This window comes from Roseococcus sp. YIM B11640 (assembly GCF_049727625.1).
In the GTDB taxonomy this organism is placed as follows: domain Bacteria; phylum Pseudomonadota; class Alphaproteobacteria; order Acetobacterales; family Acetobacteraceae; genus Roseococcus.
The window spans coordinates 1028440-1043836 of the sequence record NZ_JBBJOZ010000001.1; the positions used below are offsets into that span (position 1 = coordinate 1028440).

Annotated in this window: 14 protein-coding genes; 11 read left to right on the plus strand and 3 right to left on the minus strand. The window is 67.2% G+C overall.

What is annotated here, in order from left to right:
• Positions 1-3 precede the first annotated feature (3 nt).
• Positions 4-1086, minus strand: coding sequence for an inositol-3-phosphate synthase (locus tag WJM96_RS05240; RefSeq protein WP_424811374.1), 1083 nt, complete (start codon positions 1084-1086; stop codon positions 4-6).
• Positions 1087-1418: 332 nt separating this feature from the next.
• Here WJM96_RS05240 and WJM96_RS05245 point away from each other — a divergent pair, with 332 nt between their 5' ends.
• From WJM96_RS05245 to WJM96_RS05290, 10 genes are all read left to right on the plus strand, one after another.
• Positions 1419-2531 carry an NAD-dependent epimerase/dehydratase family protein gene (locus WJM96_RS05245; RefSeq protein WP_424811375.1) on the plus strand — a complete coding sequence of 371 codons (1113 nt, stop codon included), beginning with the start codon at positions 1419-1421 and terminating at the stop codon, positions 2529-2531.
• Positions 2528-3604, plus strand: coding sequence for an SDR family NAD(P)-dependent oxidoreductase (locus WJM96_RS05250; RefSeq protein WP_424811376.1), 1077 nt, complete (start codon positions 2528-2530; stop codon positions 3602-3604). Before WJM96_RS05245 ends, WJM96_RS05250 begins: the two co-directional genes overlap by 4 nt.
• Complete coding sequence (locus WJM96_RS05255) at positions 3601-4893, plus strand: TIGR04295 family B12-binding domain-containing radical SAM protein (protein ID WP_424811377.1); 1293 nt, start codon at positions 3601-3603, stop codon at positions 4891-4893. The genes WJM96_RS05250 and WJM96_RS05255 overlap by 4 nt, the downstream gene beginning before the upstream one ends.
• Positions 4878-5981: a glycosyltransferase family 4 protein gene (locus WJM96_RS05260; protein ID WP_424811378.1), complete on the plus strand. Its 1104-nt coding sequence runs from the start codon at positions 4878-4880 to the stop codon at positions 5979-5981. The genes WJM96_RS05255 and WJM96_RS05260 overlap by 16 nt, the downstream gene beginning before the upstream one ends.
• Positions 5978-7090 carry a CgeB family protein gene (locus WJM96_RS05265; protein ID WP_424811379.1) on the plus strand — a complete coding sequence of 371 codons (1113 nt, stop codon included), beginning with the start codon at positions 5978-5980 and terminating at the stop codon, positions 7088-7090. Before WJM96_RS05260 ends, WJM96_RS05265 begins: the two co-directional genes overlap by 4 nt.
• Positions 7087-8181, plus strand: a complete 1095-nt coding sequence (locus tag WJM96_RS05270; RefSeq protein ID WP_424811381.1) for a CgeB family protein — start codon at positions 7087-7089, stop codon at positions 8179-8181. The genes WJM96_RS05265 and WJM96_RS05270 overlap by 4 nt, the downstream gene beginning before the upstream one ends.
• A complete protein-coding gene (locus WJM96_RS05275; RefSeq protein WP_424811382.1) occupies positions 8178-9299 on the plus strand; it encodes a CgeB family protein in 1122 nt (373 codons plus the stop codon). Before WJM96_RS05270 ends, WJM96_RS05275 begins: the two co-directional genes overlap by 4 nt.
• Positions 9296-10309 (plus strand): UDP-glucuronic acid decarboxylase family protein, encoded by a 1014-nt coding sequence (locus tag WJM96_RS05280; RefSeq protein ID WP_424811383.1) that lies wholly within the window; start codon positions 9296-9298, stop codon positions 10307-10309. The genes WJM96_RS05275 and WJM96_RS05280 overlap by 4 nt, the downstream gene beginning before the upstream one ends.
• 39 nt (positions 10310-10348) lie before the next feature.
• The gene (locus tag WJM96_RS05285) at positions 10349-10924 is read left to right on the plus strand and encodes an NUDIX domain-containing protein (RefSeq protein ID WP_424811384.1); all 576 of its coding nucleotides are present in this window, start codon (positions 10349-10351) and stop codon (positions 10922-10924) included.
• Between the two features lie 104 nt (positions 10925-11028).
• Entirely contained in the window at positions 11029-11232 is a 204-nt protein-coding gene (locus tag WJM96_RS05290) for a hypothetical protein (protein ID WP_424811385.1), read from the plus strand.
• Between the two features lie 20 nt (positions 11233-11252).
• Here the strand turns inward: WJM96_RS05290 and WJM96_RS05295 are convergent, their stop codons facing one another.
• On the minus strand, positions 11253-12137 hold the full coding sequence (locus tag WJM96_RS05295) for a 50S ribosomal protein L11 methyltransferase (protein ID WP_424811386.1): 885 nt from the start codon (positions 12135-12137) through the stop codon (positions 11253-11255).
• 2 nt (positions 12138-12139) lie between these two features.
• Positions 12140-14344 carry an ATP-dependent helicase gene (locus WJM96_RS05300; RefSeq protein WP_424811387.1) on the minus strand — a complete coding sequence of 735 codons (2205 nt, stop codon included), beginning with the start codon at positions 14342-14344 and terminating at the stop codon, positions 12140-12142.
• An 87-nt stretch (positions 14345-14431) separates the two neighbouring features.
• On the opposite strand from WJM96_RS05300, the gene WJM96_RS05305 reads away from it, so the two are divergent.
• Complete coding sequence (locus tag WJM96_RS05305) at positions 14432-15349, plus strand: hypothetical protein (protein ID WP_424811388.1); 918 nt, start codon at positions 14432-14434, stop codon at positions 15347-15349.
• The last annotated feature ends 48 nt before the right edge of the window (positions 15350-15397 follow it).

Here is a 15397-nt window from a genome sequence, read left to right on the forward strand (position 1 = left end):
GGTTCAGTCGAGCCCCTGGATGAAGCGCAGGGTTCGGTCGCGCGCTTCGCCGTCGGTGAACTGTTGCGGCGGCGACTTCATGAAGTAGCTGGACGGTCCCGCCAGCGCGCCACCGATACCGCGATCCAACGCGAGCTTCGCGCAGCGCACCGCGTCGATGACGATGCCGGCGGAGTTGGGCGAATCCCAGACCTCGAGCTTCAGTTCCAGGTTGAGGGGCATGCCGCCGAAGCTGGTCCCCTCGATACGGATCTGTGCCCATTTGCGATCCGTGAGCCAGGGCACGAAGTCGCTCGGCCCCACATGCACATCATCGGCCGGCAGCGGTACGTCGAGCTGACTGGTCACCGCCTGCGTCTTGGAGATCTTCTTCGATTCCAGCCGCTCACGTTCCAGCATGTTCCGGAAGTCGGCATTGCCCCCGAAGTTGAGCTGGTAGGTGCGGTCGATCCTGACGCCGCGCTCGCGGAAGAGGTTGGCCAGCACACGGTGGACGATGGTGGCGCCCACCTGGCTCTTGATGTCGTCGCCGATGATGGGCAAGCCGCGCACCGCGAAGCGCTGCTGCCAGGCCGGGTTGGACGCGAGGAACACAGGGATGCAGTTCACGAAGGCACAGCCCGCCTCCAGCGCCTGCTCGCAATACCATTCCGAGGCTCGCTGAGAGCCGACGGGAAGGTAGGAGACCAGCACATCGGTACGGCTGCGACGTAGCTCCTCCGCGACGTCGACCACCGGCGCCTCCGATTCCTCCACGTCCTGGCGGAGATACTTGCCGAGTCCGTCGAGTGTCGGTCCGCGCTTCACCTCGATGCCCTGGGCAGCGAGGGGCGCGAAGATATGCGTGTTGTTGGGCGGCGCCGTCAGTGCCTCGGAGAGATCGCGGCCCACTTTGGCGGCGGTCACATCGAAGGCCGAGGCAAGTTCAATGTCGCGCACATGATATCCGCCGAGGTCGGCATGCATCAGCCCCGGTGGCGGTTCATTCGAATGCGCGTCGCGGTAGAAGCTCAGCCCCTGCACGAAGGAAGACGCGCAATTCCCCGCCCCGATGATTCCCACGCGAAGCGATGCCGAATCCGTCACAGCGCACCATTCCCTGACAAAGGCACGCGTGGCCCAGGATGGGTGGGGAGCGTGCGTGCCAACAACGGCGTAGGCGCGTTCGGGTTGAGTTTTCCTGTCCAATAATATCCGGCTTCCACACCTACAAAACCTAACAAATGGAAGAATTAACATTTGTTTGTCGATTGAGCGCGGTAAGGATATATATGAGATAAACGGTATATCTATTGTTAGAGTAACATTTGTTATTTGGCTTTATCAGACTTATTTCGCAACTCTGTCTAATCGCCGACGTTGGGCCTCAATCCTTCTACTTACCTTTGCGCCGACCAGCGCGAGAGAGAGGCCCTGCCATGCGCGAGACGATCCTCATCACCGGCGGCGCTGGCTTCATTGGCAGCCACGTCTCACGCCTTCTGCTCGCGCAGGGCCACAAGGTGAAGGTCATCGACAGCCTCATTGACCAGGTGCATGGCGGCCGCGGCCCGTCATGCCTCGACGGGGAGGTCGAATTCCTGCGGGGCGATATCAGGGACGCGACGGCGCTGGCCTCTGCCCTCCAGGGCGTCGACAGCGTGATTCACCTCGCTGCGGAGGTCGGCGTCGGCCAGAGCATGTATGCGATCGACCGTTACGTTTCGGTCAATGACCTGGGCACCGCGTCACTGTTCCAGCAGCTCATCCTGCGGCCCGTGCGGCGGGTGGTTGTCGCCTCCTCGATGAGCATCTACGGCGAGGGTCTCTATCGTGACGCCGAGGGGCGGCTGCATGAGGACGTTCTCCGCCCACCCCGCCGCGACGGCCGCGCGAGCTGGGATCCAGTGGACTCGCGGGGGATCCCGCTGAGGCCCGTACCCACACCGGAAACCAAGCGGCCGAGCCTCGCCTCCGTCTACGCCATCACCAAATACGTGCAGGAGCGCCTGACCCTGACGCTGGCGCCGGCCTACGGGATGGAAGGCGTGGCGCTGCGGCTCTGGAATGCCTACGGCCCGGGTCAGGCGCTTTCCAATCCCTACACCGGCGTGCTCGCCATCTTCGCTTCGCGGCTGCACAACCGCCAGCGCCCGATCGTCTTCGAGGATGGCCAGCAGCGGCGCGACTTCGTTCATGTCGAGGATGTCGCGCGCGCCGTTCTGCTGGCGTTGGAGCATCCGCGTGCGGCAGGCCAGGTCTACAACGTCGCCAGCGGCGTGGATCGCAGTGTCGAGCAAGTGGCGCTGTCACTGGCCCGCGCCATGGGGCAACCGGCGCTCGGCCCCGAGATCACCGGCAAAGCCCGCAGCGGCGATATCCGCCACAACATCGCCGACATCTCACGTATCCGCGACGAGCTCGGCTTCTCGTCCGATCGCGATTTCGAGGACGATCTGGCGGAACTGGCGGAATGGGTGGGGCGCCAGCAGGCAGAGGACCGCGTCGCACAGGCGCGGCAGGAGCTTGAGGCCCGGGGGCTGGTGGCATGAACGCTGCGCCACCCATCCGATCACGTAGGCCTCTTCTCGTCACGGGCGGCGCTGGCTTCATCGGCTCGAACCTGGCCGACGCGCTGGCTCGGGAGGGGAACGACGTTCTCGTGCTCGATGCCCTCGCACGGCCCGGCGTGGAGGCAAATCTCGATTGGCTACGACGCCGGCATCCGGCGCGGATCTCGACGATGATCGCCGATATCCGCGATGCCAACGCGGTCAAGGAAGCCGTCCGCGATGCGGCGGCGGTGTTCCACCTGGCGGGTCAGGTCGCCGTGACAACGAGCCTGGCCGAGCCTCAGGAGGATTTCGACGTCAATCTGTGCGGCACCTTCAGGATCCTGGACGCGATGCGTCGACGGGGAGGGGGCGTGCCGATGGTCTTTGCCAGCACCAACAAGGTCTATGGCGATCTCGCTGACCTGGCCATGGAATCCGTCGAAGAACGCTATGTGCCTATCGACGCGACAGTACGCGAAACCGGCATCGGCGAGGCGCGTCCGCTCGACCTTCATACTCCCTATGGCTGCTCCAAGGGCGCCGCGGATCAGTACGTGCTCGACTTCGATCGCAGCTTCGGCGTCCCTGCTGTCGTGCTGCGCATGAGCTGCATCTACGGCCAGCGCCAGATGGGAACCGAGGACCAGGGCTGGGTCGCGCATTTCCTTATTCGCGCCCTGCAGGGCGAGCCCCTCAGCATCTTCGGCGATGGCTACCAGGTGCGTGATCTGCTGCACGTGCAGAACGCCGTGGAAGCCTATGTGAAAGCCTGGCAGCGGATCGGAACGGCCCGCGGCCGCGCGTACAACCTGGGCGGGGGACCGGGCAACGCCGTGAGCCTGCGGCAGGTGATCGCCGCGATCGAGAACCTGCTCGGGCGCAGCATCGAGACGCGGTACTCGGCATGGCGTGCCGGCGATCAGCGCTACTACGTGTCGGACACCCGCGCGGCGCGCACCGTGCTCGGCCTGCACGAACCCATGCCCTGGCGCATCGGCCTGGCGTCGCTGGCCGGCTGGCTGGAGCGCGAGCGCGGATTGCGCATGAGCACGGCGGGGGCGGAGCCATGAGAATTGCCCTCGTAAACCCACCCTGGAGCTTCGAGAACAGCATCTACTTCGGGTCCCGTGAGCCGCATCTGCCGCTGGAGCTTGGCTACGCCGCGGCACGCCTCGAGGCCACCGGCCACGAAACCCTGATGCTCGATGGCCACCTCTGTGACACGTCGACCGAGGCGCTGGCCGATTTAGTGGCCGGCTTCTCGCCGGATATGACGGTGGTAACGACGGCGCCGACCTACCTCTTCTGGCGGTGCGCGCAGCCCGAACTTCGCATTCCGCGTGCCTTCCTGGTCGCGCTGGGGCGGCGCGGCGGGCGTACCGTCGCCGTCGGTCCGCATGGCTCGGCGACCCCGCGAACCGCGTTGCGCAAGCTCGGCGCTGACGTGGTGGTCCTGGGCGAATGCGAAGAAATCGTCGAGCGCCTGGCCCGCGCGGAGGACCTGGAGCGTGTCCCTTCCATTGCCTGGTGGAAGGAAGGCGAAATTCAGGTGAATGGCGGCGCGGCCGCTGCGAGCTTCGTCGATGCTCCGGCGCTGCGCTGGCCCGACGAATGGATCCGTCGCCACGCCCACCATCACCACCGCTTTGACGCCCCGCCACGGGGGCCTGGCGCCGAAGTCGAAGCATCGCGGGGCTGCCCCTACACTTGCACCTTCTGCGCCAAGATCGATTTCCGCGACAAGTACCGGCGCCGTGCCCTAGCGCCCGTGCTGGAGGAGATCGACCGGCTGATCGCGCAGGGAGTAGAGTACGTCTACTTCATCGATGAGATCTTCCTTCCCCAGCGCGCGCTACTCGAGGCGCTGGTGGAGCGGAAGATCATCTTCGGTATCCAGACCCGCATCGATCTGTGGAAGCCGGAGATGCTGGACCTGCTCGGCGCTGCCGGGTGCGTCTCGATCGAGGCCGGTGTGGAGAGCCTCACCGAGGAGGGCCGGGCCGCGCTGGATAAGAACTGCCGGAGCTCCACCGACGACCTGGCGGACCGCCTGATCCATGCGCGCCGCACGGTGCCCTTCGTGCAGGCCAACCTGATCAAGACAGCGAGCGACGATGCCGCGCTGATCGCCGAATGGCGCGCGAAGCTGCGGCGCGCCGGCGTCTGGGCCAATGACCCGGTGCCGCTGTATCCCTATCCCAGCTCGCCGGATTACCGCCGCCTGTGGGGCGCGCCGGATGAGCTGGCCTGGGAGCGGGCGCATGCGCATTACCTCTCCCAGTTCGACAGCTTCAGCGACATTCAGGACGAGCGCCCAATCCCGTTGCACGAGCTGGAGGCCGCATGCCTCCGCTCGTGACCTCAATCCTTCTCACGACGGACGCGGTCGGCGGGGTCTGGACCCATACGCTGGACCTGGCGCGCGGCCTCGTCGCTCGGAATGTCGAGGTGACGCTCGCGGTACTCGGGCCGCGGCCGACCCCGGCGCAGGCCGAGGCGGCGCGTGCCGCGGGATGCCGGCTGCACATCACGGACCTGCCGCTGGATTGGATGGGCGCGGATGACAAGGCGCTGGAGGCGGCCGGCGCCGCTCTAGGTAGCCTCGCGGAAAGCTCCGGTGCGGGGATCGTTCATCTCAATAGCCCAGCCCTGGCCGCAAGCCTCGACTTGCGCATCCCCCTGGTTGTGGGCTGCCACTCCTGCGTCGCCACTTGGTGGGAGACGATGCGCGACACGACTCCTCCAGAGGAGTTCGCGCGGCAGCGCGCGCTTGTCGCCGCCGGCTATGCCGTGGCCGATGCACTGGTCGCTCCTAGCCGCAGCTTTGCCCGGATGACCGAGGCGCATTACGGCCTCCGCCGCCAACCCTGGGTCGTGCCTAATGGGCGCCCGCCGCGGACGATGACAAACGGGGTGCGCGACGGGGTCCTGGCGGCCGGACGGCTGTGGGACGAAGCCAAGAACATCGCTCTGCTCGACCGGATCGCGCCGCGGTTGGCGGCACCCATCCTCGTTGCCGGCCCGCTTGCCGCGCCTCATGGGAGAAGCGCGGCCTTTCCCAAGCTCTGGCATCTGGGAGCGCTGGATTCCGGTGAGATGGCGCGCTGCTACGCGGCCAACGGCATCTTCGTCTCGCCGGCTCGGTACGAGCCTTTTGGCCTCGCGGTTCTGGAGGCCGCGCAGGCGGGATGCGCGCTGGTCCTTTCCGATATCTCTTCGTTTCGCGAGATCTGGGGGGACGCGGCCATCTACGTGGCGCCGGAGGATGACGAGGGCTTTCTCCAGGCTCTGCAGATGCTGTGCGCGGACCCAGCGCTGCGAGTGCAGCGTGGTGGGGCCGCATATCGCCGCGCCAGCCTCTACACCGATGACGCGATGGTGGAGGGCATGCTGAACCTCTATCGCGACGTCCTGCGGCATCGGTCCCTGATGGAGTCCGCCGCATGAAGCTGGTCTACTTCACTCACTCCCTGCGATCGTGCTGGAATCACGGAAACGCGCATTTTCTGCGGGGTGTGCTGCGCGAATTCGCGCTCAGGGGCGACGACGTGGTCGCCATGGAGCCCGAGGCTCCGTGGAGCCTGCAGAATCTCGAACAGGATCACGGCCCCGATGGGCTGAGGGCTTTCCGCGAAGCCTATCCTGAACTGGCTCCGCGCCCCTACGGGGATTGGGCTGCGTGCGAGGAGACCGTGGCCGATGCCGACGTCGTGGTCGTGCACGAATGGAATGAGCCAGCCCTGGTCGCATTCATCGGGCGGCTGCGCCGGCAGGGCGGGCGCTTCACCTTGCTCTTCCACGATACGCATCATCGCGCCGTCAGCGATTCAGACGCCATCCGCGCCTTCGACCTAAGCGGCTATGACGGAGTGCTCGCCTTCGGCGAGACGCTTTCGGAGGTCTATCGCCGCTGGGGCTGGGGGCGGCGGGTCTGGACCTGGCATGAGGCGGCGGATGTCAGGCACTTCCATCCGCCTGTGCAGGAGGGTCCTCGCAGGAGCCTCACATGGATCGGCAATTGGGGCGACGGCGAGCGCAGCGAGGAGATCGAATCACTGCTGCTGCAGCCGGCCCGGGATGCCGGAATCGAGCTGGATATCCATGGGGTGCGCTACCCGGACGACGCTCTGGCGAAACTCGAGGAATATGGTGCACGCTTCCGCGGCTGGCTTCCCAATGCCGCCGCGCCTGCGGTCTTCGCGCGGCATATCGCGACCGTCCATGTCCCGCGGCGCTTCTATGTCACGATGCTGCCGGGGATTCCCACCATCCGCGTCTTCGAGGCGCTGGCTTGCGGCATTCCGCTGGTCTCCGCACCCTGGCAGGACAGCGAAAACCTGTTTCGCCCCGGCGAGGATTTTCTCACAGCTTCCGACGGCGACGCAATGACGCGGCATCTCCGCGCGCTGCGCCACGATCCCGAGCTGCGGGCCGCGCTTGTGAAGAACGGACTCACCACGATCCGCGCCCGGCACAGCTGCAACCATCGCATGCACGAGCTGCTCGCCATCCTGTCCGAGCTCCGCCCTCAGCCGATGATGGAGAATGCCGCGTGAAAATCGCCTTCTACGGCTCCAGCCTCCTGTCCTCCTATTGGAATGGCGCGGCGACCTACTATCGCGGTCTGCTACGTGATCTCGCCTTGCGTGGCCACGAGATCACGTTCTACGAACCCGACATCTTCGACCGGCAGCAGCACCGCGACATGGACCCGCCGGACTGGGCGCGCGTCGTGGTCTACGAGGCGGACGAGTTGTCGCTGCGCGGCGTGATCGGACGGGCGGCCGAGGCTGACGTGGTGGTCAAGGCCAGCGGTGTCGGCGCGTATGACGAGGAACTGCTGGCGGGCGTGATGCATGCGGCCCGGGCCGACGCCATTCGCATCTTCTGGGATGTCGACGCGCCGGCCACGCTGTCTGAGATTTCCGGCGCACCGGATCATCCGCTGCGCCGTGCGCTGCCGGATCTGGATTTCGTTCTCACCTATGGGGGCGGCCCGCCGGTCATCGGCGCCTATCTGGGTTATGGCGCGCGAAGCTGCGTGCCGATCTACAACGCGCTCGACCCTGCGACGCATTTTCCGGTGCCGCGCGAAAAGCGCTTTGCGGCCGATCTCGCTTTCCTCGGGAATCGCTTGCCGGACCGCGAGACGCGCGTCGAGACCTTCTTTCTCGACGCTGGCTGGCGGCTGCCGGGGCGCGACTTCCTGCTGGGCGGCAATGGCTGGCACGACAAGCACCTGCCGCCGAACATGCGCGAGATCGGCCATGTCGGTACGCGTGACCACAATGCCTTCAACTGCTCGCCGCTCGCCGTCCTCAATATCGCGCGGGACAGCATGGCGACCACGGGGTGGTCACCCGCAACCCGCGTGTTCGAGGCCTGTGGAGTCGGCGCCTGTCTCATCACCGACGCGTGGACCGGGCTCGACATGTTCCTGAGGGAGGGCGAGGAAGTGCTGGTCGCACGCGACGGTCAGGACGTGGCGGAGCAGCTCGCCGCCCTCACACCCATGCGTGCGCGCGCCATCGGGGGAGCGGCTCTGCGGCGCGTTCTCGCCGACCATACCTACGCCATCCGTGGAGCTCAGGTGGATGCGTTTCTTCGCGCCCATGTGCGAAGGGCATTTGCCGGGAGGGCTGCATGAGCGGCTCTCTGGACATCGTCGTGCTCGGCCTCAGCCTCTCCTCCTCCTGGGGCAATGGACATGCCACGACCTACAGGGCGCTTCTGCGTGCCACCGCCGCGCTCGGACATCGCATCACGTTCCTGGAGCGGGAGGTGCCCTGGTACGCCGCCCACCGGGACCTGGCGGCGCCTGAGTACTGCCGGCTGGAGTTCTACAAGGACCTAGCCGGGCTGCGTCGCTGGTCACCGGTCATCGCCGGAGCCGATGCGGTGATCGTCGGCTCCTACGTGCCCGAGGGCGTGCGAGTAGGGCATTTCGTGCAGGAGGTGGCACGCGGGACGACCGCATTCTACGACATCGATACGCCCGTCACCCTCGCGAAGCTGGCCCAGGGAGAGCACGACTACCTCTCGCCCGAACTCATTGCCGGCTACGACCTTTACCTGTCCTTCACGGGTGGCCCGACGCTGGACTTGCTGATGCGGCGCTACGGGGCGCCCGTGGCGCGCGCGCTTCATTGCTCAGTGGATGCAGAGCTGTACCGTCCCCGCGACGTGGATCGGCGCTGGGACCTCAGTTACCTCGGCACCTATAGCCCGGATCGCCAAGCCATGTTGGAGCGGCTCTTGCTGGAGCCCGCGCGCCGTGCACCCCACCTTCGTTTCGTCGTGGCGGGGCCGCAGTATCCGGCCGATATCGCTTGGCCCGCGAATGTCGAACGCCTGGAACACGTGGCACCTTCGGACCACCCCAGTTTCTACGCTGCCAGCCGATACACCCTGAACGTGACGCGGGCCGACATGGTCAAGGCCGGGTTCAGCCCGAGTGTTCGCCTCTTCGAGGCGGCCGCCTGCGGAACTCCCGTCATCTCGGATACGTGGCCCGGCATTGATGCGGTGATGCGGCCCGGCAGCGAGATCGTGCTCGCGGAGGATACGGAAACGGTGCTCGCGCTTCTTTGCGATCCATCGGCCGAACGCCGCGACCGCATCGCCCGTGCGGCGCGTGCACGCATTCTCTCGGCGCATACATCGAAGCACCGGGCCGCGCAGCTCATCAACGAGCTTGAGGCGGCGCATCCACGCACGCCTGCCTGCTCCTTTCGCGAGCCAGAACTCCAGAGGGAACTTCCATGAAGAACGGTCAGACAAAGCGGGCGGTGGTCGCGGGTGGGGCCGGCTTCCTGGGGTCCCATCTCTGCGAGGCGTTGCTTGGGGATGGCGTGCAGGTCTGGTGCGTGGACAACCTGCAGACCGGTCAGCGCAGGACGGTGCGCCGTCTGGAACAGCACCCCGGCTTCACCTTCGTCGAGGCCGACGTGATTGAGGCTGGCTTCGCCGCCATGTTGCCGCGCCGGGTCGATATGATCTTCAACCTCGCTTGCGCGGCGTCCCCCGTGCAGTATCAGGCTGATCCGGAACACACGCTGCTCACCAGCGTTGTCGGCACCCGCAACCTGCTGCGCCTGGCGGAGCAGCGTGGCGCCCGGTTCCTGTTGACCTCCACCAGCGAGGTCTATGGCGACCCGGAAGTGCATCCACAAACCGAAAGCTACCGTGGCAATGTCAGCTGCACCGGTCCGCGCGCCTGCTACGACGAGGGCAAGCGCGCGGCGGAATCTCTGGCGCTCGATTTCCACCGTGCCGGGCGGGCCGACATTCGGATCGTGCGCATCTTCAATACCTACGGTCCCCGCATGCGATCCGATGACGGCCGCGTGGTGTCCAACATCATCACCCAGGCGCTCGACGGGAGCGACATCACCATCTACGGCGACGGCTCCCAGACCCGCTCCTTCTGCTATGTCGATGACCTGATCGACGGGCTCATGCGGCTTATGCGCTACGAGGGCGTGCAGCCGGGCCCGGTCAACATGGGCAATCCCGCCGAGCTGACTGTCGCGGAGTTGGTGGAACAGGTGCTGGCGCTGACGGGATCGCGGTCGTCAGTCGTGCACATGGCCCTGCCCGAAGATGATCCGCGTCGCCGGCGGCCCGATATCCACCGGGCCAGGGAGCTTCTCGGCTGGGCGCCCCATACCACGCTGACCGAGGGCCTGCGCGAGACGGTGCGTTGGTTTTCCCAGCTGAGGGCCGAAACAGCGCCGCGGGTGCTTGGCAACGGCTCGGATCATCTCGTGGCCTGAGGGTTCCGTGGCATTCCGTTTTGGCGGGGAGAGGGGTGCATGGCCGAGATACTGAGCACCGAAATCGTCTACAGCCGATGGGCCAGGATGATCCTGGCCACGATCCGCCTGCCCGATGGCCAGTCGACCAGGCGCGACATCGAGGATCACGGCGAGGCGGCCATGGTGCTGCCCTATGACCCTCAGCGACGGGTCGCGCTGGTGATCCGTCAGTTCCGCACCCCGCCGTGCTTCGTCGGGGGCGACGGCATGGTCCTCGAGGCTGCAGCCGGGCGGCTGGAAGGGGAGGACGCCGAAGCCTGCGCGCGACGCGAGGCCATGGAGGAGATCGGAGTTCGGCTCGGTCAGCTGGAGCCCGTCGCTCGTGCCTGGACGATGCCGGCTTTGTCCACCGAACGTGTCTCGCTGTTCCTGGCACCTTATTCCGAGACCGACTGCGTGGCGGAAGGCGGCGGCCTGGCTGAGGAGCACGAGGAGATCACCGTTCTGGAAATGCCTCTCGCCGAACTGGCACGGCTTGCTGATGCGGGAGAGCCGATGGACATCAAGCTTTTGCTGCTGGTGCAGACTCTCCGGCTTCGCCGGCCGGAATGCTTTGCTCCGCCCGCGAGCTAGCCCGGACTTTCGGGGAGCGGTGCTGCTCTTCACTCAGCCTGATCCGGAGGGACCGGAAGCCGCCCGGGGATCAGCCCGGAACATTTCCGTTGGAGGACCGCGCCATGATCTCATTCAAGGAATATCTCGAGACTTGCCGCTTCGAGGCCTCGCCCGAGGCGGATTTCGTGCGGGAGGCGGAGGCGAATAGCGACCTTCACGGCGTCGAAAGCTGGTCGGAGCTCAGCCGCCGGCTCGCCGGTCGCCCGGAGTCGGAAAGGCGGGCCGCCGAGCGCGTGTGGAGGGCCTACGAGGAAACGCAGGCCTAACTCCCGCCCGAGTGAGGGTCCTATCCCTTTCTCAACACCAGCGTGCACCAGGGGGCCAAATCGATCCGCCGCTCCAGCACCAGCCCGGCCCGCCGATGCGCTGCCAGCACCATCCTCGCCTGCACGCCCAGCAGACCCGCCAGGATGGCGCGGCCACCGGGCGCCAGATGCGCGCCCAGATCGGCCGCCATCGCGCACAAAGGCCGCGCCAGGATATTCGCGAAGATCAAATCGAACGGCGCCCGCTCGCGGATCGCCGCGTGCCGGTAGCCATCCGCCAGTATCACCCGCATCCGCTTCTTCAGCCCGTTCATCGCGGCATTCTCCTCCGCGACGCGCACCGACCATGGCTCGATATCCGTCGCCAGCGCTCTGGCCGCGGGGTGCATCTTGCAGGCTGCCATGGCCAGGATCCCGCTGCCCGAGCCTACGTCCAGCACGTTGCGGGGCGCATCGGAAAGCCCCTCCAGCGCCATAAGGCACCCCTGGGTCGAGGAATGCTCGCCCGAGCCGAAGGCGATGCCTGCATCCAGCACCAGCACGTGCCGGCCATAGGTCACGCGCTGGGGCACATGGGTGGGGCGGATCAGGAAGCGCGTCCCGATCTCCTGCTCCGGGAAGGCCTCGACGGTGCGGGCCAGCCAGCCGTCGGATTCCACGGGCGCGCGCTCCAGCGCGGCGTCATGGCCCGAGAGCCCGGCGGCGAGCGCGAGTGCCGCGGCCAGCGAGTCCTGGTCGGCCAGTGCCTCGCGCACTGCCTCGATGCGCCAAGTATCCGTTGCCTCGTCGCGGAACAGCGCGACGGTGGCGCTGACCGAGAGCAGCGCGGCCTCGTAGCTGGGCACGGCGGCCTCGGGCAGGGCGTCGAGGACCAGCGTCTCGAGCTGGGCGGGGTGCTTCTTCATCGTCAGGCAGGCTCCACAAAGCGGTCGAGCACACGCTTCTGTCCCGCCTTTTCGAATTCGATTTCCAGCTTGTCGTCATCTACCGCCGTCACGCGGCCATAGCCGAATTTGGAGTGGAAGACGCGAGCGCCGACGGCGAAGGCCTTCTCGCGCTCGGGCCGCTGGTCCACCTCCCAGGCCCCCGCCTCGATGACCCGTGGCCGGGGGCGGCTCGCAAGCGCGCCCGCCGAGAAGACGGAGGAGGGCATGCGCGGCGCCTGCTTCACGCCGCCCTCGCGCAGGATCTCCGATTCCGGGAGCTCATCCAGGAAACGCGAGGGGATGCTGCTCGTCCAATTGCCGTAGATTCGGCGGTTGGCGGCGTGGCTGATGATGCAGTGCTTCCGCGCGCGTGTGATGCCCACATAGGCGAGGCGCCGCTCCTCCTCTAGGCTCTTGGCGCCGCCCTCGTCCAGGCTGCGCTGGCTCGGGAAGAGGCCTTCCTCCCAGCCCGGCAGGAAGACCATGTCGAACTCCAGCCCCTTGGCCGCGTGCAGCGTCATGAGGCTCACCTTCTCGCCCTCCGCCGCGTCGTCGGCGTCCATGACGAGGGCGATGTGCTCCAGGAAGGCGCCCATGTTCGGGAATTCCGACATGGCGCGCAGCAGCTCCTTGAGGTTGTCCAGCCGGCCCGGCGCCTCCAGGCTGCGGTCGGCCTTCCACATGTCGATGTAGCCGCTCTCCTCCAGCACCTGGGCGGCGACGACGACATGGCCCTCCTTCTCCAGCCCCGCGCCCCAGCGCGCAAGGCCCTCCAGCAGCTCGCGCAGCGCGGCGCGGGGGCGGGGGCGCAGCGCGTCGCCCTCGATGAGGCGCTGGGCGGCGAAGCGCAGCGGCATCTCGTGCTCGCGCGCCAGGCGGTGCAGGGCGGCGATGGCCGTATCGCCCAGGCCGCGCTTGGGCGTGTTCACGATGCGCTCGAAGGCCAAGTCGTCCGCGGGCTGCGACAGGGCGCGGAAATAGGCGATGGCGTCGCGGATCTCCAGCCGCTCGTAGAACTTGGCGCCCCCATAGACGCGATAGGGGATGGCGAGGGTGATCAGCCGTTCCTCGAAGGCGCGGGTCTGGAAGCCCGCGCGCACCAGCACCGCGATCTCGCCGAGGCTCGTGCCCTCGCGCCGCGCTTCCTCGATGCGGGCGCCGACCATGCGCGCCTCCTCCTCGCTGTCCCAGAGCGAGACGACGCGGACGCGTTCGCCGGATGAATCCTTGCGCCCCGGCCGCAAGGTCTTGCCGAGCCGCCCCTCGTTGCGCGCGATGAGACCGGAGGCGGCGGCGAGGATGGGCTGGGTGGAGCGGTAGTTGCTTTCCAGCCGCACGATGACGGCGCCCGGGAAGTCGCGCTCGAAGCGCAGGATGTTCTCGATCTCGGCGCCGCGCCACGAGTAGATCGACTGGTCGTCGTCGCCCACGCAGCAGATGTTCTTGTGCCCCTGCGCGAGCAGCCGCAGCCAGAGGTACTGCACCAGGTTCGTGTCCTGGTACTCGTCCACCAGGATGTAGCGGAAGAGGCGGTGATAGCGCTCCAGCACGTCGGGGTGGGTGCGCAGGATCTCGGTGACGTGCAGCAGCAGGTCGCCGAAGTCGCAGGCGTTGAGCGCCACGAGCCGCGCCTGGTAGGCGGCATAGAGCATTTCCGCGCGGTTGTTCGCGTAGTCGGAGCTTTCGGCGGCGGGGATGCGCTCGGGCGTGAGGCCGCGGTCCTTCCAGCGCTGGATGATGCCCATGAGCCCGTTGGGCGGCCAGCGCTTGAGGTCGACGCCATTGGCCTCCATCACCTGCTTCAGCAGCCGCGTCTGGTCATCCGTGTCGAGGATGGTGAAGGAGGAGTTGAGCCCCACCAGCTCCGCATGGCGGCGCAGCATGCGGGCCGCCAGCGCGTGGAAGGTGCCGAGCCACAGGCCCTCGGCGGGGCGCTGCAGGATCGCGCTCACTCGATCCCGCATCTCGCGGGCGGCCTTGTTGGTGAAGGTGACGGCGAGCACCTGGTGGGGCGCGGCGCGGCCGGTCATGAGCAGGTGGGCAAAGCGCGTGGTCAGCACGCGCGTCTTGCCCGTCCCGGCGCCGGCCAGGACCAGCAGCGGGCCGTCCAGCGTTTCCACGGCCTCGCGCTGCTCGGTATTCAGGCGCGTGAGGTAATCGGGCGGGGGGGCAGGTGGTGCGGACACCCGCCCGCCTATAGAACATCGTGACGGCTCCACCAATCGCGACCTGGTCCTTTGCACCTGCTCCGAAGCTTCCTCGAATGGTCTGCCTTGCGTGGGGCGTCGCTGCTGGCGGGGGCCATCTTCGTGGGGCTCTTCGTGCCGCCCCTGGCCGCCGTGACGCGCGGGGCCATCACGCCCATCGTCTTCCTGCTGATGGTGCTGGTTCTGCTGCGCGTGGATCTCTCGCAGGTCATCGCCTATCTGCGCCGGCCGGTGCTGGTGGCGGCGCTGCTCTTCTGGCTGCTGATCCTGAGCCCGATCGTGGTCTGGGCGCTGGTCTGGCTCGCGGGGCTGGAGGGGCCCTTCGCGGCGGCGCTGGTGATCGTGGCGACGGGCTGCGCGGCCACTTCCTCCCCCGCCTTTGCACGGCTGGTGGGGCTGGATGGGGAGCTGGCCTTCGTGGTCGCCATCCTCTCCACGCTGATCCTGCCCTTTACGGCGCCGCCGCTGGCGCTGGGGCTGCTGGGGATCGACCTCGCGATTTCCATCCAGGGGCTGATGCTCCGGCTGTTGCTGCTGGTGGGGCTGCCGCTGGTGATCTCGATGGTCCTGCGCCGGATCATCCCGCCCGCGCTGCTGGACCGCTGGGGCAGGGCGGTGGACGGCGCGGTGGTCCTGCTGGTGGTGCTCTACGGCTTCGGCGTGATGGACGGGGTGCTGGCGCGGCTTCTGGCGGCGCCGGGCCTGATCCTGGGCGGTATCGCCATGGCCTTCGGCGGCACGCTGGCGATGAACGCCATGACGGCGGGGGTCTTCGCGGGGTTCGGGCAGCGGGTGTCGCTGTCCTCGGGGCTGATGGCGGGCAACCGCAACATGGCGCTCTACATCGCCGTGATGCCCGCTGCGACGGATCCGGGGATCGTGCTGTTCTTCGTACTGTGCCAGTTCCCGCTCTTCCTGAGCCCCTTCCTCCTGAAACCGCTCTACGAGCGGATCAGGGCAGGAAGCTGGGGCAGGGCGGCCTGAGCGAGCCACCCTCCAGGACCATCCGGCCGCATAGCGGCCGGCGCCGGA